The organism is Chloracidobacterium sp. D (assembly GCF_018304685.1).
GTDB lineage: Bacteria > Acidobacteriota > Blastocatellia > Chloracidobacteriales > Chloracidobacteriaceae > Chloracidobacterium > Chloracidobacterium thermophilum.
The window spans coordinates 105,001-126,146 of sequence record NZ_CP072634.1; the positions used below are offsets into that span (position 1 = coordinate 105,001).

Here is a 21,146-nt window from a genome sequence, read left to right on the forward strand (position 1 = left end):
AGCAGCACCGCAGGGTAGCTAAGTTGGGTATAGATAAGCGCTGAAAGCATATAAGCGCGAAGCTAGTCCGAAGATAAGACTTCCCCATCAGGTTGGTAGAAGACTACTACGTTGATAGGCGAGAGGTGTAAGTGCAGTAATGCATTGAGCTGACTCGTACTAATAACCGATCGGCTTAACCACAAAATTTGTCGAATACGAGCTAACCCTTCGGGGTAACGAATTTCGGTGGCCATATCGCGGAGGACACACCCGTTCCCATTCCGAACACGGAAGTTAAGCTCCGTGGAGTCGATGATACTGCGCGGGGGACTGCGTGGGAAAGTAGATAGCTGCCGGAAACATAGGGCAAGGTGTATATAACCTTGCCCTTCCATGTTTAAAGCCCTTGGCTGCTTCCTGACTGCCCATCGTGGCTTTGCTCCGAAAACTTGATCTGCACACACATATCTTACCGCCACGCTGGGAAAACCTGCGCGCCAAATATGGCTATCCCGGTTTCCCACGGCTGGAGTATGTAAACTCACGCTGTGCGCGCATCATGATTGATGACCGCTTTTTCCGTGAGGTGCAGGAAAACTGCTGGCACCCGGAAGCGCGCATCCGGGATTGTCACACCCACGGCGTCACCATGCAGGCGCTATCCACGGTTCCGGTGATGTTCAGTTACTGGGCCAAGCCACAGGACGCCTACGATCTGGCGCGCTTTCTGAACGACCACATTGCTGAGGTTGTTGCGCGTCATCCGACATACTTCGTTGGTTTGGGAACGCTCCCGATGCAATCTCCTGATCTGGCTGCCCGTGAGCTTGAACGCTGCGTCCAGGACTTGGGGCTGGCCGGAGTGGAAATCGGCACTCACGTCAATGACTGGAATCTTGACGCCCCGGAGCTGTTTCCCTTCTTTCAACGTGCGGCTGAGCTTGGCGCAGCGGTTTTCGTCCACCCTTGGGAAATGGTCGGGCGGGAACGCATGCCCAACTACTTTCTGCCATGGCTTGTGGGGATGCCGGCCGAAACGTCCCTGGCTATCTGTTCAATGATTTTCGGAGGTGTACTGGAGCGCCTGCCCCGTCTGCGCTGCTGCTTTGCGCACGGCGGCGGTGCCTTTCCGTTCACGCTCGGGCGCATCACGAAGGGGTGGGCCGCCCGTCCAGACCTCTGCCAGGTGCATATCAGCCAGCCTCCACGCACCTATCTGCCACAAATCTACGTGGATTCTCTCGTTCACGATGCCGATGCCCTGCGCTACGTCGTGAAGGTGTTTGGGATGACGCGCGTCGTCCTGGGGAGCGATTATCCGTTTCCTCTCGGCGAGGATGAACCGGGAAAGCTCATTTGCACGATTGAAGAATTCTCCGACGCCGACCGGGAGCGCCTGCTGTGGAAAAACGCCGTCGAATTCCTGGGGCTGGATGACCAGCGGTTGGGTCTGCCGTCCGAAACGGGATGGCCAACCTGCACGGAGAGTGATGCAGGTGCCGCAGGGATGCCAGATGAGGGAGTACCGGGCGAACCCACCTAGTGGGCCTCCTGTGGTGGTTCCGCCCGGCTGTAGTGAGTGTACAGGACTTATGCCGTTGCCTGTCCCAGACCCAACCAGTCCTGTGGAGTGAAGTAGGTCATCGCTTCGGCTTCGCGTGAACCGGGCGCCGGACGATAGTCATAGAGCCACTTGGCCAGCGGCGGCAGCGACATCAGGATGGACTCCGTACGTCCACGGGTTTCAAGACCAAAAACAGTGCCACGGTCATAGACGAGGTTGAATTCGACATACCGCCCCCGGCGAATGAGTTGAAACTCCCGCTCGGTCTCCCCATAAGGCTCAGGCTGACGGCGTTCAACAATGGGCAGGTAGGCCGGAAGAAAAGCCCGCCCGGCCGTTTGCACAAAGGCAAAAATGGCTTCCAGGTCGGTGTGTTCATCAGCCTTGAGGTAGTCAAAGAAAATGCCGCTCACACCACGGGTTTCATTGCGGTGTGGCAGGAAAAAATACTCATCACACCACTGCTTGAAGCGTGGATAGTAGTCCGGGTGGTGCTCGTCGCAGGCAGCTTTGAGCGTCCGGTGGAAGTGGATGACATCTTCCCGGTAGGGGTAATATGGCGTCAGGTCTGCGCCGCCGCCGAACCACGTACTGCTGCCCTGCTCAAGGTAGCGGAAGTTCGCATGAACGGTTGGCACCATCGGATTGCGCGGGTGAATGACCAGTGAAATGCCGGTGGCGTAAAAGTTCCGGTCTTCGCCGGGCATCATACGGGCAGCCAGTTTTTCGGGCATCAGGCCGTGGACAGCCGAAAAGTTCACGCCGCCCTTTTCAAACACCCGGCCGTCGGCGATCACGCGCGTCCGTCCGCCACCGCCGCCCTCCCGCTCCCAGAGGTCTTCGCGGAATCTGGCGGCGCCGTCGAGCTGCTCCAGGGCGCTGCAAATTTCATCTTGGAGGGCTTTGAAAAAAGCTTCAGCCCGTTCCCGCAAGGTTGGGCCGGTTGCGGTTGGTGCTTCGCTGGATTGCATTTCAGTCGCTATCATGCCAATGAGTCCTCTCTGTAAGGGTGCAACTCTTTCTTTTGTCAAGCTACACCACGCGCTAGGCTTAGGGCAGATGAAATTCACGGACCTCACTGTTTGCCATACCGACTGTCATGTTTGAGCTGGAAACACCAACCGCCATCCCGGAAACCAACTCGCGCCGCACGCTGTTTCTCATCTTGGCCGCCACCTTTGTTGTGGTCTCTGCTGTCGTGGGACTTGTCATGTGGTGGGAAAAGCAGAGCCGTGAGACGGCTGCTGTGAAGATGTCTGAGGGAATGCTGCGGGCGGGAAACCCGGAGTATGATGCCTACCTTCAGCGTGAGGGCATCAAGTTGGTGACACTGGATCGGCTCGTCGTCAACGGAGAGGCCAGTGACCGGTACGAATACATCTGCCGCATCGAGAACCGTGGCGACCGCCCGCTGACCGGCATCGAACTGCGGGTCTATCTTGTTGATATGGAAGAAAAAATCATCGTGGAAAAGCTGGCTTACCCACTTGCCGCCCAAAATCTGAAACAGCTTGCGCCAGGCCAATCCATCACGGCCCGTCCGACGCTGACCGGTGTCAAAACACCGGAAAGTGATGTCCGCGACTTTTTGTGTGTCGTCAACGGCTTGCGCTTTGCCAGGCCATGACCGTTGCACACTCCGAAAGCTGGCAGCCGGAAGTCGTCGTCATCGGCTCAGGCATCGGGGGACTCGCCACGGCAGCGCGCCTGGCCCGCCACGGCGTGCGCGTGCTGGTGCTTGAACAGCACACTGTACCGGGGGGAAGTGCGTCGTACTTCACCCGCGCCGGATACCGGTTTGATGTTGGCGCCTCCCTGCTCTACGGGCTGGGAACCGAAGGGACGATCAACTTTGTCGCCGAAGCTCTGGCAGAAGTTGGTGAAACCGTTGAGACCCGGCGCGATGACGTACAGATTCACTACCACCTGCCGGATGGGATGGAAATCCGCACCCACTATGACCGCGAGCATTTCCTGGACGAACTGACCAGTTATTTTCCACAGGAACGGGCCGGTATCCGCGCCTTTTACGATGCCGCCATGGAAGCCTACCGCGTCATGGCGCGCGTACCACTCATTGCACTCGATGATGTTCCAGGGCTGATCCGTGGCGTGGCCACGTCTCCCTGGGATGCCCTGCGGATGAGCCAGGCGGCGTTGACCACGCTGGGCGATCTGGCCAGACGGTATCTGCGGGATGTCCGGCTGCGGCGCTTCATAGACATCGAGACCTTTTGCTGGGCACTGACCGGTGCCGGCGCCACGCCCCTCGTCAATGCGGCGCTGGTGTTTGGCGACCGCCACGTGAACGGCGTCCGCTATCCGCTCGGCGGATGCAGCGTCATCGCAGAAAAACTGGTGGCCGGCATCGAACGCCACGGCGGGCGCATTCGCTATGGCAGCCGCGTTGCGGCCGGGTTGGTCCGCCAGGGGCGCGTCCAGGGCGTGCGGCTTGCGACCGGTGAGGACATCACGGCCCGCGCCGTCGTTTCCAACGCCACGGTGTGGGACACCTACGGGCGACTCTTCCGGGAACATCCACTGGCCAGCGTGATGTTTCGGGAGCAGTCCCTGCGATATGCCCAGGCGGACAGCTTCACCAGCCTGTTTGGCGGCGTCGCCAGTTCACACCTGCCGCCGGAGACCGTCGTGCACCATATCGTCGTCAACGATTGGGAAGCCTACGACAAACCCCGTGGGATGCTGTTTGTTTCACTGCCTTCGCTGCACGACGCAAGCCTGGCCCCGCCCGGATACCACAACGTCCATGCGTTCATGGTGGACCGCTATGATGACTGGTCGGTACTGACCCAGCTTGCTGCCGGTGGTGGAGGCGTGCGCCGTACCCCGGCCTACCGGGCAGCCAAGGAAGCTGCCGCCCGCCACATGCTGCACATGCTGGAGCGGGTCATCCCGAATGCTTCCGAAGTCGTACAGGTTGTGTCGGTCGGTACGCCGCTGACAAACGAGCGCTACCTGGCGCGAACCCGTGGCACCTATGGACCCTTGCTGCGCCGTGGGCCGGACGTACTGCTCAAGCCACAGGGCGGTTCACCCATTCGCGGTCTCTACTGCGCCGGGGACAGTTGCTTTCCCGGCCAAGGCGTGCCTTCTGTCGCCGCTTCCGGGTTGAGCTGCGCCGGACGCATCCTCCGGGCGTGGTGAGCCGCCTGTGGGCGGATTTGTTTTGTATCGGGGCGCATTGAAAAGTAACGTATGAGCTTTGAAATTTCCCAGCCCTTCCCAGGAAGCCCTGCCTCATGAAGTTCGGCGTCGTCGTTTTCCCTGGCTCCAACTGTGACCACGACACGTATCACGTCATCAGCAAGCTCATCGGTCAACCGGTGCGCTTCGTCTGGCACGCCGAAACGTCTGTTGCCGATTGCGACGTGGTGATTTTGCCCGGCGGTTTTTCCTACGGTGATTATCTGCGCTGTGGCGCCATTGCGAGTTGTTCTCCGGTGATGCGCGCCGTACGGGAGCATGCCGCGCGGGGTGGGTATGTTGTCGGCATCTGCAACGGGTTTCAAATCCTGTGTGAGGCTGGTCTGCTTCCGGGTGTGTTGTTGCGCAATGCCGGGTTGCGGTTCTGCTGTGACCTGGTGCAGGTACGGGTTGAGCGGGCCGACACGCCCTTCACCCATACCTATGCACCGGGGGAAGTCATCACCCTGCCGATTGCACACGGTGAAGGCAACTACTACTGCGCCCCGGAGGAAGTCGCCCGGTTGGAAGCTGAAGGGCGGGTACTGTTCCGCTATGTGGACGCCACCGGGCAGCCCACGCCGGCCGCCAACCCGAATGGATCACTGCATAACATTGCCGGCATTCTGAATGCCGAAGGCAATGTGCTGGGGTTGATGCCCCATCCCGAACGGGCCTGTGAAGAAGCCCTGGGCAGCAGCGACGGCCTCCGGTTCTTCCAGGCGTTGATGCTCACCCTGCGGGATGCTGAGCAGCAACGGCGCAGTGCGGCTACGGTGACAGTTTCAGGCTGATGTCGGCTGCCTTGACACTGTGCGTCAGCGCCCCAACGGAGATGAGATTGGCGCCAGCTTCAGCATAAGCCCGGACATTGTCGAGTGAGATGTTGCCGGAAACCTCGACGAGCGTCTGCCGTCCGGGTGGTTCCAGCTCACGGATGAGCGCCACACAGGCCCGTACCTGATCAACCGTCATGTTGTCGAGCAGGATGACATCAGCGCCTTCAGCAACGGCTTCCTGGACCTGTTCAAGCGTACTGACCTCGATTTCGATTTTGAGCAGATGGGAGGCGTTTTTCTTGGCCAGCCGCAGCGCACGTCCAATGCCACCAGCCAGTGCAATGTGGTTGTCCTTGATGAGAATCCCGTCATCGAGTCCGAACCGGTGATTGTGTCCGCCGCCGACGTGAACGGCATATTTGTCGAGCAGCCGCAGCCCCGGGGCTGTCTTACGGGTATCAGCAATGACGGCGCTGGTGCCTTCAATGGCCTGAACAAACGCATGGGTGAGCGTCGCAATGCCCGACATCCGCTGGAGCAGGTTGAGGGCCACGCGCTCGCCGGCCAACAGCATGTGCGCCGGGCCTGCCACACGCGCAATTTCCTTACCGGCAGGCACCGTATCTCCATCCAGATAGAAGGTCTGAATCTGGATTTCAGGGTCGAACCACTGAAAAACCATTTCCGCAACTTCAATGCCGGCCAGGATGAGTTCCTGTTTGGCCAGAAAACGGCCGCGGGCCCGGACTTCGTGGGTCAGAATGGCATCGGTGGTGACATCGCCGCGTCCGATGTCTTCTGCGAGAAACTGTGCAATGAGGTTTTCAATGGCAACAGGGTCGAGTCTCATGGTGTGTGTCGCTGACCTTGGGTGGGAAAGCTGCCGAGTTGCTTTGCTGTTCACAACGGCGCATAATCGCGTACTTTACGTGAAAATCAAATGAAGAGAGATGGTGTGCCGTGGAATTCTCAGTTGCCAAAGCCGATTTGCTCAAGGAATTGAGCTTTCTCAACAATGTCGTTGAGAAGAAGACGACCATTCCCATCCTATCCAACATTCTCCTGAGTGGGGAAGCGGGCAGCGCACCAGCGGGCAATGTGCTGACTCTTGCGGGAACGGACCTTGACGCCACGCTGAAAACCTCCTGTCCGGCGGCCATCAGGCATAGCGGCACCGCGTTGCTGCCGGCGCGGCGGCTGTTTGACATCGTACGCAACCTGCCGGATGCCGACATCCACTTCAAAAGTGACGGAAGCGGGAACATGACCATCACCTGCGAGCGCTCCCGGTTCCGGCTGTTCAGCCCGGCGCCGGAGGGGTATCCCTCCCTGCCGGAAATACCGGCGCTGCCGCTTTCGGTTTCGTCCGGCATTCTGCGCACGATGATTCCGCGCGTGCTTTTTGCGACTTCCCAGGAAGAATCGCGCTACCAGCTCAACGGGGTGCAGATGGTGGTGGACAGCGCCGCCGCCGATGAGTCCCAGGCTGCTCTGCTGCGCATGGTGGCCACAGACGGACACCGGCTGGCGTTGATTGAGCGGCCCGGTTGTGTCCAGCTCAATGCCGGTGCTCCGGTAGAGAAGAGCAAGGTGGAGAAGGGCAAAACGCGCATCAGCTTCCTGATTCCCAAAAAGACCATGGCCGAAATCGTGCGGCTGGCAGCCGACACGACAGCCACGGAGATTGCTTTTGGTCAGGACGATCGCCATGTGTTCTTTCAGATCGGGGGGCGCACGTTTGCCTCGCGGCTGTTGGCGGGGCAGTTTCCCAACTACGAGGGCGTTATGCCCAAGAGCAATGACAAGACCATTGTTTTTGAGACCGATCTGCTCGTGGCGGCGCTCAAACGGGTTGGGGTCGTCGCCGATGAAACAACTCACGCCGTCAAACTCCACGCTACGGAAGGACGGGTCGAAATTACGTCCCAGTCACCGGAGTCGGGCGAAGCCGTCGAAACCCTGAGCGTGGATTATCCCGGCCCTTCGATGACAATCACCTTCAATGTGGGCTACCTGATGGATTTTCTCGCCGTAGCCCATAGCACGCAGACGCGCTTCGAGTTCAAGGACGAAATCACCCAGATACAGCTCCGCCCGGTGGACGGCGACGGATACGACTACCGCTATGTCGTCATGCCGATGCGGGCTTAGGTAAAACGCCCTTTGGGCGAACCGGCCTGGGGTGAACCGGTCCGGCGTATCGCCGGTGCGGTGGGTCAATCCACGCTGAGCAGCAGGCTTTTCAGATAACTGCCTTCGGGATGAAAAACGCTGACCGGGTGATCGAGTGCCTGCCGGTGGCGATGCAGGATGCGCACGTGGCGGCCGGCCTCGCAGGCGGCCTGAAACACAATCTGCCCGAAGAGTTTTTCATCCACGAAGTGGGAGCAGGAGCAGGTGAGGACCAGTCCGCCCGGCGCGACTTTGGCCATGGCGAGCCGGTTGAGGTCTTTGTAGGCGCGTCCGGCGCGTATCACATCTTCCCGTTTGCGCGCCAAAGCCGGCGGATCGAGGATGATGAAGTCGAAGGCCGCCGCGTCAAGCTGCCGCAGGTAGGCAAACATATCAGCCTCAATGAAGTCGTCATCGGTGACAGAGAAGCCGTTGAGGATATGGTTGCCCTGCGCCAGCCTGAGTGCGCCGCCGGAGCTGTCCACTGACACAACCCGCCGGGCACGTCCCCGGTGGGCATACAGGGAAAAGCCGCCGGTGTAGGCAAAGCCGTTGAGCACCTGGCGTCCCGCCGCGAGGCTTTGCACCAGGGCGCGCATCTCGCGCTGATCGAGAAAGAGACCGGTTTTCTGCCCGTGTTTGATGTCCACGTGGAAGCGCAGCCCCTGTTCGGTGACGACAAGGGGGCCGAAGTCGTGCCCGTAGAGCAGGCCGGTAAAGTCGGTCAGCCCTTCTTCGTAGCGCGCCGCGACATCCGATTTCTCATAGACGGCCCGGGGCTGTGTCAGCTCGACCAGCGTTTCCAGCACAAAGGGCTTGAGGCGTTCCATGCCGAGCGTCGAGATTTGCATTACGAGGACATCGGCATACTGATCCACGATGAGGCCGGGCAGCATATCGCCTTCGCCGTTGACGAGCCGCACGGCGTTGGTCTGGTCCGGGTTGAAATGTTCCCGACGGAAGGCGACGGCGCGGGTCAGGTTGTCCCGGATGGCCGTGTAGGGTTCGGCGTCGCCGAAGGCGACCATCCGGGCGGCAATCGAGCAGCGGCGGTTGACGTAGGCATAGCCCAACCGTTCGCCGTTGGCGGCGCTGACGGCGGCGAGACCGCCATCTTCAAGGTTCTGGGGCCAGTGGGCAATGGCCCCGGAGAAAATCCAGGGATGGCGGTTGCGAACCGACTTTTCGCGGTTGGCGTGCAGTTTGAGGGTTGGAAGGGAGCCGGTGGATTGGGGCTGGAGTGAGCGGGTGGAGTTCGGCATGTGGCAGTCTTCTGCGGGAACTTCTCGTGGAGTGGTACGTTTTTCGGCTAGGATATGGAACGCCGTAACGCCTTGTGAGGCACCCTGTGCAGGCGCAAGGCAGGAGCCATAACAGATTGTACCTGTCGGAGGGAAACGATGAACGACTACCGCTACAACCAACTGGATCGGGGGGTGCCGCCGGCTTACGGTTTCGGCGGCGTGCTGGCGGCGGATGCATCGGTAGCCGCCCGCATGGCGTTTGTTCGTAAGGTCTATGCCCTGTTTCTCGGCGGCATTTTCTGCGCCATGGCGGGGGTGGCGGTGAGCATCGTCACCGGCCTGTACATAGCCGTGGTGCAGTACTACTGGCTGGCGCTGATTTTGCTCATTGGCGCGGTCATTGGGGTTGGCGCGCTCCGCCGGGTCAAAGGCGTCAATCTGGTGGCGCTCTTTGCCTTCACGTTCCTTGAGGGGGTGCTCATTTCGCCGCTCATCCTGTTCACGCTGGGGAGAAGCCCGTTGACGCTGCTGGCGGCGGGGGCGTTGACGGTGGCCACCTTTGGGGGGCTGACGGCTTACACCTTTGTGACCCGCAAGGATTTCAGCTTCCTGGGTGGCTTCCTGTTCACGGGGCTGATTGTGATTCTGGTGGCTTCGCTCATCGGGATTTTCGTTGGTTCGAGCATCTTTTCACTGGCGATTTCTTCGGGGGCGGTGCTGCTGTTTGCGGGTTATGTGCTGTATGACACGTCGAACATCATGCACAACCTGCCCACGGATGAGTACGTCGCCGGTGCCCTGAGCCTGTTTCTGGATTTCTTCGGGTTGTTCATTCACCTGCTCAACATTCTGAATATCCTGGGTGGGGACGAATAGCCTGCCCAGGCTTGCAGGGTAAAGCCTGCCATTGCTTGTGAACCGAGGCCGCCCGCTGGGTGGCCTCGGTTTTTTTGTGGTGTTTTTCGGGGCAAGTGCGGCAGCACTTTTTCAGTGTTCGTTGGAGCTTGACATCATTCGCCGGGGTTGCAGTAAAGTTGCAGCCCAACGACAAAATAATCCGGCAAGTCACTCCCGACCAAACCCAGGATTTTCCGTTTGACGCGGCGAACTGTCACTGGCACAGCCTGGTGGTTGGCCGGAAGCCGATGAAAAACCGATTGCCACTATGATCCTGACTAGATCAAGAGGATTCTGTTCGTCCGCACTTTTTGGAGACGGGGAGGGAGATGATGAATAACCCCTGTAAGGAGTCCTTCACTGAATTCTTCAAAAGGGCAACTGCTGGGTTCACTCCCTATGAATGGCAGCAGCTCGGCCTCTCAGAGAATCAGAAGAAGTTCCTCGTTGCACTTGCATTGTGGAAAATCAAAAAACTCACCGAGAACTCCTTTCGCTTCCGGTCCGGCTGCCATCTCCGCTGCACGGCGCTTGAAAGCTGTGGGCAGAAGGTCAGCATTGATGTTGACATCCAAAAAGCAATCAACGAGGCAGGCTTCAGTGACCAGCCCGTCACGGACGTCTTCTGGCCGCGTGAAGAGTTGTATCGGGAAGGTGCTCCTGAAGCGAATGCAGCCAGCACCTCTGAGGGCGATGAGAATGGCTCGCCAGACGAGGACGACAGTGGTGCCGAGGAGGGCTGATGATGAGTGTAGTCATCCTTCGACAGGAATTCCCACTTGGGCGCTTTCACGCCACGCCTTGGCGCGTGAACCCGTTTGACGATCCCTATGGCGAGTGGCCCCCAAGTCCGTGGCGACTGGTGCGCGCTGTCACGGCGCGCTGGTATCAGTGGGTGCGCGAGGCAGAAATGGATCCCGACCTCGGGAAACTCGAGAAACTCCAGCGCGCGCTGTGCAGTAGTAGATACAGTTTCTACCTACCGCCCGAAGCACGGAAGGGAAACTCGCTGAGGCAGTACCAACCGACGGAGTTAAGGATGGACGCGCCGAACTGGCGTGATCGAGGCGTCTTCGTCAGGACTCCAAAGGTTCCAAAGAAAGGCAAGAAGGGACAGCAGGGCGAGAAGGAACTCTCCGAAGACGAGAAGAAGATCGAGGAGCGGGTCAAGAAACTCGGCATCAAGAGGCTGTCGCTGACGATCGATGACGACGGAAAATGGACGGTCGAGGTCAAGACCCTCAAACAAGCTGCACGGGATGAGGCGAGCATCAGTCGTCTTGAGAACATTCTCGGTCATCCGACGGGTGGTTGGCAACGCATCGCTGACGCCGGAATTCGCAGCTACGGAACCAGCCTCGTGCAGGACAATTACTGGTGCGTGCCACCCGAGGCTTCTGTGTGGTGGTTCATTGAGGGCAATGACTGTGACTGGGATGAAGGGCTGAAGTCGGTACTTGCGAACTGCCTCGAACGAATCACCTACTTTGGGCGTGCCGAGACGCTCACGCGCATTCGCCCAGTAGAACAGTCTGGCGAGATTAAGGCCAACTGCAAACTCACTGAGCAACGAACGGCTGGCACAGTACCCGTGCTGGTACCATGCGCGGAAGCCACCCCTGAAGACATCGAGTGTACGACCGATGACCCCTCAGCCGCAAAGCAAACAGTTCCGCCCGGCGCGCGGTGGCTCTACGCGAAGCGACCCGATCCTCCCGCGTCCCGCGAGTGCCGGCGCGTGCCGGAGCATCGCCCGGATTGTCATCTGATGCAGTTCGCCATTGGCTGGAACGTGGCGCCGGAACGTCGCGCTATCGTGCGACTTACAGCGCGGTTTCGCGGGGCTGTGATCCGTGAGTTGCTCTTGCTGAAAACGAAGGATGCTTCGTCTAGCTGGACGAAAACCAGTCGCGACGTGCGCGAGTCGGTCGCCGACATGATCGGCAAAAACGCTGACGGCGAGCCACTGAATGGCCATTGCCACACGGAGTTCCTGGTGTGGTGCGAGGACGGCCAGCCGACGCGCCTCCTCGTCTGGCGTGGCTCGCGTGCGTTCGATGCCGAGGAGCAGGAGGCAATTCTGCTCGCTGCCAAACGCGATGTGTCTTGGGCTGCGGCTGGTCCAGACTCTGACGAATGGAAGGTGCGGCTTGTTCCACTTGATCGAGCGGTGCCGCCGCCACCGGGCTTCGACGGCCAACCATCAAAGGTTTGGGAGTCAGTAACACTGTACGTCCCTCCGCGCCATTATCTTCGTAGCGGCAAGGTGCGTGCGGGTGAGTCAATCGCCGAACAGATTTGCCGGGAGGTTCGGAAGCGAGAGATTGCACAAGATGTCCAGGTTGATCTCTTGGGCACTCCACAATGGGTGGCTGTGCATGTACCCCCACGGAAGGCAACCGAACGCACATTCATCGGAGATCGCCGAGGTCAAATGGTTCGGTTGCAGTTCACCACACCAGTAGTCGGTCCTATTCGCCTTGGGCACTCCAGCAGCTTCGGCCTGGGGCTATTCCGCCCTGTTGAGGAACCCAGGTAAACGGTTGACTGCTACAGACCCGGCACGAATGCCGCATGCTCAAGTGGACTTGAGGGCCAGCCAACCTCTCCCCAAATGTTTTCCCAAACCCATCTAGGCACACTCAAGCACACATCCACTGCCCTGATTTGGTAAGCTGCTGCCGCCTCACAGCCCTTTTCTGCCAGAGACGGATGAAACTCCCATGCGCGATTTGCTCACCGAGTTTGAACGCGAAGAAATCGTCGTCGAACGCCTCGATGCCTGGGCCCAGACCACGCCCGATGCCGTCTATTTCCACTACGGCGAAGATGACCGAACCCTGACCTTTGCCGAAGTCGCCGCCCTCACGGACCGTATCGCCGGAAACCTCGCCCGCCTCGGCATCACCCGCGGACAGCGCGTGTCCCTCCTGATGCAGAACCCCCTCATCACCACCCTCGCCATGTTCGGCATCTGGAAAGCTGGCGCCGTGTTCTGCCCCATCAACTACACCTTCACCGGCAAACTCCTCGCCTACACCCTCAACGACACCCAACCGGCGCTCCTCCTGACCGAACGCCGCATGGTGCCACGGCTGACCGAAATCGCCGCCGAACTCTCCCAACTGCCCCGTACCGTGGTCTATGACGCACCCGAAGGCACGCACGATTTCCTGCCGCCCACCGAACGGATGCCCCTCCCGGATGCCTTCCAACCCACAGGCTGGACGGAACTGCTTGAACCGGCCGCACGTCCGAACGTCACCCTCCAGTACACCGACCCGGCCAGCATCATCTACACCTCCGGGACAACCGGCCCCTCCAAAGGCGTCATCCTTCCCTTCCGCTGCCTGAACCAGTACTGCTTCCTGGCACGCAAGCTGCTCACCCGCGAGGATGTCATCTACTGCGATCTGCCGATGTACCACATTGCCGGCGCCTTTGCGCTCATCGCCCGCGCCGCCTGGGTCGGCTGCGAAGTCGCCGTCTGGAACCGGTTCAGTCCGCAGGATTTCTGGGCGCGCATCGCCAAACGCGGCGCAACCACTGCCATTCTGCTTGATGTCATGGTGCCGTGGCTGATGAAAGCCCCACCCAGCGAAAACGACCGCGCCACAACGCTGTCAAAAGTTCACTTACAACCGTTGCCCCTCAACCACCAGGAAATTGCCCGGCGGTTCGGCTTCGACATCGTGACCACCGGCTTCGGTCAGACCGAATCCGGCCTCGGCCTCTGCCTGCTCATCGAGGAAATGCCCGAAGGCGAAGGCACACCGCCCGAACTGTGGAAAGGTTCAAACCGCGCACACCTGCGGCAGGTGGCCGGGCAGTTCGGCATCCCGGTCGTCCGGGGCGAAACCGTCACGACCAAAGGTGCCATGGGGCGTCCGATGCCGTTTCACGAAGTAGCCATTCTCGATGCCAAAGGCTACCCCTGCGCGCCCGGCGAAATCGGCGAGCTGTGCTTCCGTCCGAAAATTCCGTCCCTGCTGTTTGATGGCTATCTCGGCAAACCCGAAGCCACCCTCAAGGCCTTTCGCCAACTCTGGTTTCATACCGGCGACGCTGCCTATGTCAACGAACAGGGCGAGTATTTCTTCGTTGACCGCCTCGGAGACCGGCTGCGACGGCGTGGTGAAAACTTCTCCAGCTATGTTGTCGAAGACCTCCTGCACCAACACCCCGACATTGCTCTGTGCGCCGTATTTCCGATCCCCGGCGCGGAAAGCGACGAAGACGACATCGTGGCATTCATCGTTCCCAAGGCCGGCACGGCTCTGACCGAAGCCGCTGTGGAGGCGTGGGCAGCCCAGCACCTGCCCAAGTTTATGCAGCCGCAACACATCCGGCTCGTAACCGAACTGCCCCGGACGCTTACCAACAAGGTGGAAAAGTACAAACTGCGCGCCGAAGTCCTGCGGGAACTGGGCCGCGTCTAACCGGGCCGCGCCCGGCTTGGTGCCAGCCCGTCGGCTGTGCTACGAACCGAAGGCCACCAAGGCGCATTTCCATTCCAGGGAGCCAGGTCCATGCCACAGTCGGATGTCATTGATTACCGGATCGTCGGCGACGATCTGCAGGGCGTCATCATCACGCTCGATCCCAACGAGCAGGTACTGGCCGAAGCGGGCGTCATGCTCTACATGACGGCCGGCATCGAGATGCAAACCACCATGGCCACCGACAGCTCAAAAGGCTTCTTTGGCAACCTGGCCAAAGCCGTCGGGCGGGTGTTTTCGGGGGCCGGGTTCTTCATCACCACGTTCACCAACTACGGTCACGCCCGGGCCGACGTGGCGTTTGCCGCTCCCTATCCGGGCAAGATCATTCCCATTGACCTGGCCAAGTTCGGCGGCGAAGTGCTGTGCCAGAAAGACTCGTTTCTGTGTGCAGCCCGTGGCACCGACCTCAGCGTTGGCTTCCAGCAGCGCCTGGGGGCCGGTTTTTTCGGGGGTGAGGGCTTCATCCTTCAGCGTTTGCGCGGGGATGGCCTGGCATTCATTCACGCTGGCGGGGCCACGATGACCTACAACCTGCGGCCGGGTGAGACGCTGCGCGTGGATACCGGTTGCGTCGTGGCTTTTCAGCCGTCGGTTCAGTTCAATATCCAGTTCGTCGGCGGGTTCAAAAATGCCCTCTTTGGCGGCGAGGGACTGTTTCTGGCATCCCTGACAGGGCCCGGGCAGGTCATCCTGCAAACCCTGCCTTTCAGCCGGTTGGTTGGGCGTATTGCGGCCACGTTGCCACGGGCGACCTCCGGCGGTGGCGGCGGTTTCTTTGGCGACGAAAACTGACGGCACAGCGCCCAAAAAGAAGCATCAGTCCGGCTCCGGGGAAGACGGCGTTGTGGCCGCGAGGTTCCGGTCGTCAAAGGCAGCCGGAAGCAGCGCGGCCAGGGACCACTCGGCTGTCTTCCCTTGGGGCCCGGCGCTGATGATGCGGATGTCGCCGCAGAATTCCCACAGCACCTGCCGGCAGGCACCGCAGGGCGGGGTGGGCGTAGTGGCGTCCGTGGCAATCACGACCGCCTGAAACTGCCGCTCGCCTTCGGAAAGCGCCTTGAAAAGCGCCACCCGCTCGGCGCACACCGTCAACCCAAACGAGGCGTTCTCTATGTTGCAGCCGGTGTAGAGCTTTCCCGACCGGGCCTGAACCACGGCCCCGACGGAAAATCCCGAATAAGGCGCATGTGCCTGCCGCCGCGCCTCCCGGGCCGCCGCAATGAGCACGGCTTCGTCGCACCCGGCGGATGGAGTGGACCTGCTCATGACGCCACTGGGCGCTGCAACTTGCTGGCGATGACTTCCCGGACGGCACGGGCCGCTTCCGCCGTGACTTCCTTCAAATCACGGTCGTCGGCTGAAAAGTACATCGGCGGGTGAAAGTAAACGGTGATTTTGCCCGGCCGCGGCAGCTTGCGGTACATGCTCCATGCCTCGAAGCCGCCGTTGAGCGTCACCGGGACGATGGGCACCCGCAGCTTGACGGCAATCCGAAAGGCGCCGGCTTTGAATTCCTGCAAATCGCCGTGGGGCGTCCGTCCGCCTTCGGGAAAAATCATGACCGCCTGACCGGCACGGAGCAGTTCCTGAGCAATTTTGAGGGCGCTTTTGTCGAAGGGCTTGTCATGGTCAACCGGAAAACACTGGAAATAGCGCAGCAGGGGGCGCAGGTACGCGACCCGAAACACCCGGCTCCACGTCATGAAGTGAATCGGGCGGCGGATGGGCAGCCCAATCCAGAAGGGGTCAGCATAGGCCTGATGGTTCGGAGCCAGAAGTACCGGCCCGGTTTTCGGTACGTGCTCCACCCCGAAGTAGGTCATTCTGAAGAACGGATGAAGCGCCAGTCGTAACGCGGGACGGGTCACATAGACGATGGTACGCTGATGCAGGTTCATCGCTCTTTGAGTGCCATGGGGAACGCCCCCGCCAGAGTGGCGAGGGCGTTGTGTTTTGAACCTGTGAAATGTCTGGGGCCCGTGAAGGGCCTGAGGAAGGCTACTCACCACGTACGCCGAGCGCCCGCGCAATGTTGAGGCGGCCGCCCGTGGCCAGCCGCCCTTCGAGTGCGGCCACCGGCGTCACCGAGCGCAGCAACTGCGCCTTGAGCGCCGTCACCGACAGCTTGGGGTCACGGGCCAGAACGAGCGCCGCCGCGCCGGCCACATACGGCGTGGCCATGGACGTGCCTGAAAAGTGCTTGTAGCCCTGCCCGAACACCGTCACCGGAACAGTGCTATAGATATCCACGCCCGGCGCGGCGAGATGCACCGTTTTCTTGCCATAACAGGAAAACGAGGCCAGGTTGTCGTTGGGCGCAAGGGCCGCGACGGAAAGCACATTGGGAACATCGTAGGAGGCCGGATAGTGCGGGATGCGGTCGTTGTTCGTGCCGGAGTTGCCCGCCGCCGCGACGAAAAGGATGTCGTTGGCATTCGCCGTGCGGATGGCCTCTTCCAGAGCACGGGAGTAGCCGCCGCCACCCCAGCTATTCGACAGGACGCGCACATTGACGCCCCGCTGCTTCATGGCAATGGCGTAGTCAATGCACTCCAGCGCGTCGTTGAGCGTTCCGCGCCCGTTGGCGTCCAGAAACTTCAGGGCCATGAGGCGGACATCCCAGTTGATGCCGGCAATGCCTGTGCCATTGTCGCCCTTGGCGCCGATGATGCCGGCGCAGTGCGTGCCGTGACCGTTGTCGTCGAGCGGGTTACCATTGTTCCCCACGGCATTGTAGCCGTAGTAGTCATCCACGATGCCATTGCCGTCGTCATCAATACCGTTGTTGGGAATCTCACGGGTGTTGACCCACATGTTGTCGGCCAAGTCTTCGTGGGTGTAGTCCACGCCGGTGTCAATCACCGCCACAACAACCTCGCGGCTGCCGGTGGTGACATCCCAGGCCGACACCACAGCGGCATCCACGCCGGGAATGCCCGGCTGGCCGCCCTTGATGGGCTGCCCTTCGTTGAGATGCCCCCATTGCTCAGCGAAGCTGGGATCGTCAGGACGGGTGTCCCCAATGCGGTACACGTAGTTGGGTTCGACATACTCGACGCTCGGATGCTGCCGCAGCCGCTCCAGAAAGGCATCCGTCGCTTGGGCTTCGCCTTCCGGGTACATGCCAAAGGCAAACAGGGGCAGATGGGGATAACGGTACGAGCGGCGGATATTCAGCTCCTCCAGCATTCTGGAAATCACGCCGGGTTTGGCCGTGCGCTTGTACTTGATGATGAATCCGTAGCTTTCAGGACGCTCGGCAACAGTCGGCGTGGAAGCTGAATAGGGGACCTGGTGCTGGCTGGGGCGGGCTTCGATTCGGCAGAACTTCGCCCCACGCGGCTTGGGAGCCGGCAGGCGGCGCATGAGGCCGATTCCGCCGGCTGCCGCAATGACCGCGCAGCCAAGGGCAAGATGCTTGAGAGTGGACGGACGCATGGATTGACCTCCCGTGGCGGAATGACAAGCCGCGTGGCAGAGAAACGCAGCCCAAAGGATTGGGAAAAACGCTACACCGTCAGGGTCAAGACGGCAAGCCGGAGACGGTTGGCCCCGGCTGGCATGTTCCGGCTGCCGGCCCACCGGGCAGCTCAAACGCCGCGCATATCGGCCGGCCAGATCAGTTTGTGCAACTGGGTCTGGAAACGGACCTGAAGCCCATCTGCCAGCAGCCGCTCGACAATCGGCCGCTGTTCCACACCAAAGACCGTTGAAAACAGGACATTCGTCCGTTGTTCGAGCCGGTAAATGCGCAGGATTTCGCGCGCCCAGAAGTAATCGGCCAGGTCGGCCAGCACGAACTTGACTTCATCGCGGCGGGTGATGTGGTCGAGGTTTGACCACAGGTTTTTTTCCACCATGCCGCTGCCGGGGCACTTGATGTCCATGATTTTGATAATCCGGGGGTCAAGGCGGGAAACGTCGCGGTGACCGCCGGTTTCGATAAGGACGGTGTAGCCTTCATCAAGCAGCCGTCCGGCCAGTTCGTAAATGTCTTTCTGCAGAAGCGGCTCCCCACCGGTGAGTTCCACCAGACGGGTCGGATAGGCGCGAATCCGTTCGAGAATTTCTTCGACCGACATGTGCGTTCCGCCCGTGAAGGTGTACTCCGAGTCGCACCAGGTACAACGCAGGTCACACCCGGTCGTCCGCACAAAGGCGCAGGGGAGTCCGGCGTAGCTCGATTCCCCCTGGATGCTGAAGAAGATTTCGGTGATACGCATGGGGACGACACTCTGGTTGGACTTGAATGCAGGTTTCACTGTAGGACGGGGGCCGTTGAATGTGATGCTACATCGTTTCACGAATGGAGCGCCCCGAAATGTACGCCAGCATGCCCCGCAACTGCGCCAGCCCCATCATCCACCGGAAAGTGACAGCGTGGGTGATGGCTGCAAGGCTCAGATGCAGGATTTCACCCGTGGAACGGCGGCGACGGTTCGACACTTCATCACAGAGCAGCCCGCCGAGGCTGTCAGCCAGCCCGATGGACAAAAACAGCGTCAGCAGCGCCACCAGTTCGTCAAAGGTAAAACCACCGGCCAGTGCCGCCACATCCACCAGAATGACGGCCATCCACTCCCAAACGGGAGCAAACAGGACGGTCACAATGAAGACCGGAAGGGCCAGCCGGGCGCGCCAGTCGCCCTGTCCGCTGAAGGTGAGCCCCAGGTGACGGACGATGATGCCAAAGGATTCCTGGGTGGCAGTGGCACGGGCCTGCATCGTTTCATCGAGTGAGTCGAGTGGTGCGATACGGGCCATGACCTCCGGCAGAAACAAGACCCGGCGGGTTTCTTCACTTTTGCGTACCCGGTAGGCCGTCAGCAGCAGGTCCAGGGTGTCGGCGGCATAGCCGGTGCGATAGCCGCCGGCCGCGACAATTTCGGCTTTTTTGAGCAGCGACACCACACCCGGCAGCATGGCGAGGTTCCCCACACCGGCGCGCAGGAGCCACTGCACATGAAAGAGGGTTGCGCGGTCAACCCGTTGCAGGTCATCGAGGGGGCGCTGGTCCGCAGCAGCGCTGACCGACCGCTGCATGGGGGCATACATGGGCGCGATACCGTCGGCCGAGAGGCGGATGTCAGAGCCGCTGGGCGTCGAAGCGTCGCCGTAAAACTCGGCCAGACAGCTTACGGCAACGGTTTGGGTCACGTTTTCAATGAACCCACGCGCCAGCTCGATGAGGGCGTCCGCGTCGAGTGTCACTTGAGTGTCCAAGGCACAGATGAGCGGATAGCGGGAGACATTCAAACCACAGTTGAGGGAATCTTCCCGCCCGGTTTCCGGCTTGGCGACGACCGTCAACCGGGGATGCTTGGTGGAGGCATACAGTGTCAGTTCGGTCTGAACCGGGATGCTTTTCTGGATAATGCGTGAGGTTGGATGCAGGGAGAAAGCTTCCCTCAAACAGGTCAGCGTCCCATCCGGTGAGCCATCGCTGACGACGATGACCTCGAAGCGTGGATAGTCCAGCGCCAGCAGCCGATCCACAGCTTCCACCACTTGCTCCCGTCCACCCTGCACGACCACCACAATCGAAATCGGGCGAATGCGCTCCGAGTTGGGAAGCGTCCACTCCATTTCCACCGCGCGCCGCTGCCGGCGCTGCCGGATTTCCCACAGGGAACTGCCCATCGAAACCAGACGGAGCAGGGCGGCTGCCAGAACGGCCAGCACCAGCGCCGTCGCACCGCTTTTGAGACCGAGCTTAAACTCGAACCCCATGCCACCCGGTGCAGCGACAATAAAAAAAAGCAGGAAGGGCACCATCCACCAAGTCATCAGCCCCACGGCGAGCATGCGACCCGTAAGCGTGGGCGCTGTGGCCAGCCGGGTTTGGGAGCGATTGGTTGCAGGCGCTGGGAGCGCGTCAAAAATCACGAGGTGACTCCTGCAGGAGATGGAAACACCTGGCCCACGACTTGCTCACTGACTTGCCACAGCCGCACCTGGGCTGTCGGGTCCATCGCCGCTGCGCTGGTCGTCGCCGCCCGGCAACGCTCAAAGTAGCGGCCGCTGACGCCCGCGACCTCGTCCGACGTGGCTAAATACACGGAAGTCTCAGCCCCACGCGCTGGTGAAATCCCTACGGCCCACTTGAGTACCTTGGCCGTCAAGCGAAACCAGCCGGTGGTATTGTCGGCAAAGTTGGAAGCCACACCGCCGGGGTGCAAACTGTTGGAGGTGACGCCGGTGCCCTCCAGCCGCCGGGCCAACTCCTGGCTGAACAGAATGTTCATCAGTTTGGATTGGCCGTAGGCTGTCATAGGCGCATAAGGTTTCCGCTCGAACTGGAGGTCATCAAAATCCACGCCCGGCACAAACCGGTGTGCGGCTGAACTGACATTGACCACCCGCGCCGGCGCACTGGCCAGCAGCCGGTCAAGCAGCAGGTTGGTCAGCAGGAAGTAGGAAATGTGATTGAGTGCAAACGTCTGTTCGAGTCCGTCCGGCGTGGTGCGCCGGGTGTCAAAAATCGCGCCGACGTTGTTGACCAGGACATCGAGCCGGGGGTAAGTCGCGCGGAACTCGTCTGCAACGCGCCGGATGTCCTCCAGCCGCGACAAATCGGCCGTGAGGGCGGTGATGTCGGTCTGTCCCGTGTCGGCCCGCAGTTCCTGCACGACCTCGGCGCACTTCCGCTGGTCGCGTCCCACGAGGACAACCGCCAGCCCGGCCCGCGCCAGCCCACGGACGGTTTCCTTGCCAATGCCAGACGTGCCTCCGGTCACGAGCGCAATTCGTTTCATGGCCGTGTGGAATGTAATGGTATCAAAGCAACAGCGTTAGGTTATCC

The 21,146-nt window shown here is 60.6% G+C and carries 19 protein-coding genes and 2 rRNA genes (1 of these 21 running past the window's edge); 12 read left to right on the forward strand and 9 right to left on the reverse strand.

Features of this window, described 5'->3' with window-relative positions; translation table 11 throughout:
• From J8C01_RS00415 to J8C01_RS00425, 3 genes are all read left to right on the forward strand, one after another.
• Positions 1-183 (forward strand): 23S ribosomal RNA (locus J8C01_RS00415); it begins 2,704 nt to the left of the window's first position.
• A gap of 41 nt (positions 184-224) precedes the next feature.
• A 5S ribosomal RNA gene (rrf, locus tag J8C01_RS00420) occupies positions 225-341 on the forward strand.
• A 71-nt stretch (positions 342-412) separates the two neighbouring features.
• Positions 413-1,525 carry an amidohydrolase family protein gene (locus J8C01_RS00425; RefSeq protein WP_211432013.1) on the forward strand — a complete coding sequence of 371 codons (1,113 nt, stop codon included), beginning with the start codon at positions 413-415 and terminating at the stop codon, positions 1,523-1,525.
• A gap of 47 nt (positions 1,526-1,572) precedes the next feature.
• Here J8C01_RS00425 and hemF read toward each other — a convergent pair whose 3' ends face one another.
• Positions 1,573-2,532 carry an oxygen-dependent coproporphyrinogen oxidase gene (gene hemF / locus J8C01_RS00430; RefSeq protein ID WP_041569021.1) on the reverse strand — a complete coding sequence of 320 codons (960 nt, stop codon included), beginning with the start codon at positions 2,530-2,532 and terminating at the stop codon, positions 1,573-1,575.
• Positions 2,533-2,645: 113 nt separating this feature from the next.
• Here hemF and J8C01_RS00435 point away from each other — a divergent pair, with 113 nt between their 5' ends.
• From J8C01_RS00435 to purQ, 3 genes are all read left to right on the forward strand, one after another.
• Positions 2,646-3,173 (forward strand): hypothetical protein, encoded by a 528-nt coding sequence (locus J8C01_RS00435; RefSeq protein WP_211432014.1) that lies wholly within the window; start codon positions 2,646-2,648, stop codon positions 3,171-3,173.
• Complete coding sequence (locus J8C01_RS00440) at positions 3,170-4,711, forward strand: phytoene desaturase family protein (RefSeq protein WP_211432015.1); 1,542 nt, start codon at positions 3,170-3,172, stop codon at positions 4,709-4,711. Before J8C01_RS00435 ends, J8C01_RS00440 begins: the two co-directional genes overlap by 4 nt.
• A 95-nt stretch (positions 4,712-4,806) precedes the next feature.
• Complete coding sequence (purQ, locus tag J8C01_RS00445) at positions 4,807-5,544, forward strand: phosphoribosylformylglycinamidine synthase subunit PurQ (protein ID WP_211432016.1); 738 nt, start codon at positions 4,807-4,809, stop codon at positions 5,542-5,544.
• Here purQ and nadC read toward each other — a convergent pair.
• Complete coding sequence (gene nadC / locus J8C01_RS00450; protein WP_014098605.1) at positions 5,522-6,379, reverse strand: carboxylating nicotinate-nucleotide diphosphorylase; 858 nt, start codon at positions 6,377-6,379, stop codon at positions 5,522-5,524. The genes purQ and nadC overlap by 23 nt on opposite strands.
• A 110-nt stretch (positions 6,380-6,489) precedes the next feature.
• Here nadC and dnaN point away from each other — a divergent pair, with 110 nt between their 5' ends.
• Positions 6,490-7,680 (forward strand): DNA polymerase III subunit beta, encoded by a 1,191-nt coding sequence (dnaN, locus tag J8C01_RS00455; protein WP_211432017.1) that lies wholly within the window; start codon positions 6,490-6,492, stop codon positions 7,678-7,680.
• Between the two features lie 65 nt (positions 7,681-7,745).
• Here dnaN and J8C01_RS00460 read toward each other — a convergent pair whose 3' ends face one another.
• Positions 7,746-8,963: a class I SAM-dependent rRNA methyltransferase gene (locus tag J8C01_RS00460; RefSeq protein ID WP_211432018.1), complete on the reverse strand. Its 1,218-nt coding sequence runs from the start codon at positions 8,961-8,963 to the stop codon at positions 7,746-7,748.
• Positions 8,964-9,101: 138 nt separating this feature from the next.
• Between J8C01_RS00460 and J8C01_RS00465 the strand changes: the two genes are divergently transcribed.
• The 5 genes from J8C01_RS00465 to J8C01_RS00485 all read left to right on the forward strand — a co-directional run bounded on the left by J8C01_RS00465 (position 9,102) and on the right by J8C01_RS00485 (position 15,136).
• Positions 9,102-9,821, forward strand: a complete 720-nt coding sequence (locus tag J8C01_RS00465; RefSeq protein ID WP_211432019.1) for a Bax inhibitor-1/YccA family protein — start codon at positions 9,102-9,104, stop codon at positions 9,819-9,821.
• 350 nt (positions 9,822-10,171) lie between these two features.
• Complete coding sequence (locus J8C01_RS00470; RefSeq protein ID WP_249355456.1) at positions 10,172-10,585, forward strand: hypothetical protein; 414 nt, start codon at positions 10,172-10,174, stop codon at positions 10,583-10,585.
• On the forward strand, positions 10,585-12,381 hold the full coding sequence (csb2, locus tag J8C01_RS00475; RefSeq protein ID WP_249355457.1) for a type I-G CRISPR-associated protein Csb2: 1,797 nt from the start codon (positions 10,585-10,587) through the stop codon (positions 12,379-12,381). Before J8C01_RS00470 ends, csb2 begins: the two co-directional genes overlap by 1 nt.
• Positions 12,382-12,565: 184 nt before the next feature.
• Positions 12,566-14,281 (forward strand): class I adenylate-forming enzyme family protein, encoded by a 1,716-nt coding sequence (locus J8C01_RS00480; protein ID WP_211432020.1) that lies wholly within the window; start codon positions 12,566-12,568, stop codon positions 14,279-14,281.
• A 90-nt stretch (positions 14,282-14,371) separates the two neighbouring features.
• Positions 14,372-15,136 carry a TIGR00266 family protein gene (locus tag J8C01_RS00485; protein ID WP_014098614.1) on the forward strand — a complete coding sequence of 255 codons (765 nt, stop codon included), beginning with the start codon at positions 14,372-14,374 and terminating at the stop codon, positions 15,134-15,136.
• A gap of 24 nt (positions 15,137-15,160) precedes the next feature.
• Here the strand turns inward: J8C01_RS00485 and J8C01_RS00490 are convergent, their stop codons facing one another.
• From J8C01_RS00490 to J8C01_RS00515, 6 genes are all read right to left on the reverse strand, one after another.
• Positions 15,161-15,610, reverse strand: coding sequence for a cytidine deaminase (locus J8C01_RS00490; protein WP_014098615.1), 450 nt, complete (start codon positions 15,608-15,610; stop codon positions 15,161-15,163).
• Positions 15,607-16,242, reverse strand: coding sequence for a lysophospholipid acyltransferase family protein (locus J8C01_RS00495; protein ID WP_211432021.1), 636 nt, complete (start codon positions 16,240-16,242; stop codon positions 15,607-15,609). Before J8C01_RS00495 ends, J8C01_RS00490 begins: the two co-directional genes overlap by 4 nt.
• Before the next feature lie 100 nt (positions 16,243-16,342).
• On the reverse strand, positions 16,343-17,782 hold the full coding sequence (locus J8C01_RS00500) for a S8 family serine peptidase (RefSeq protein WP_211432022.1): 1,440 nt from the start codon (positions 17,780-17,782) through the stop codon (positions 16,343-16,345).
• Between the two features lie 152 nt (positions 17,783-17,934).
• On the reverse strand, positions 17,935-18,567 hold the full coding sequence (locus tag J8C01_RS00505) for a radical SAM protein (protein ID WP_014098618.1): 633 nt from the start codon (positions 18,565-18,567) through the stop codon (positions 17,935-17,937).
• Positions 18,568-18,634: 67 nt separating this feature from the next.
• Positions 18,635-20,230 (reverse strand): glycosyltransferase, encoded by a 1,596-nt coding sequence (locus tag J8C01_RS00510; protein ID WP_211432023.1) that lies wholly within the window; start codon positions 20,228-20,230, stop codon positions 18,635-18,637.
• Positions 20,227-21,099, reverse strand: a complete 873-nt coding sequence (locus J8C01_RS00515) for an SDR family oxidoreductase (protein ID WP_014098620.1) — start codon at positions 21,097-21,099, stop codon at positions 20,227-20,229. Before J8C01_RS00515 ends, J8C01_RS00510 begins: the two co-directional genes overlap by 4 nt.
• Positions 21,100-21,146: the final 47 nt, after the last annotated feature.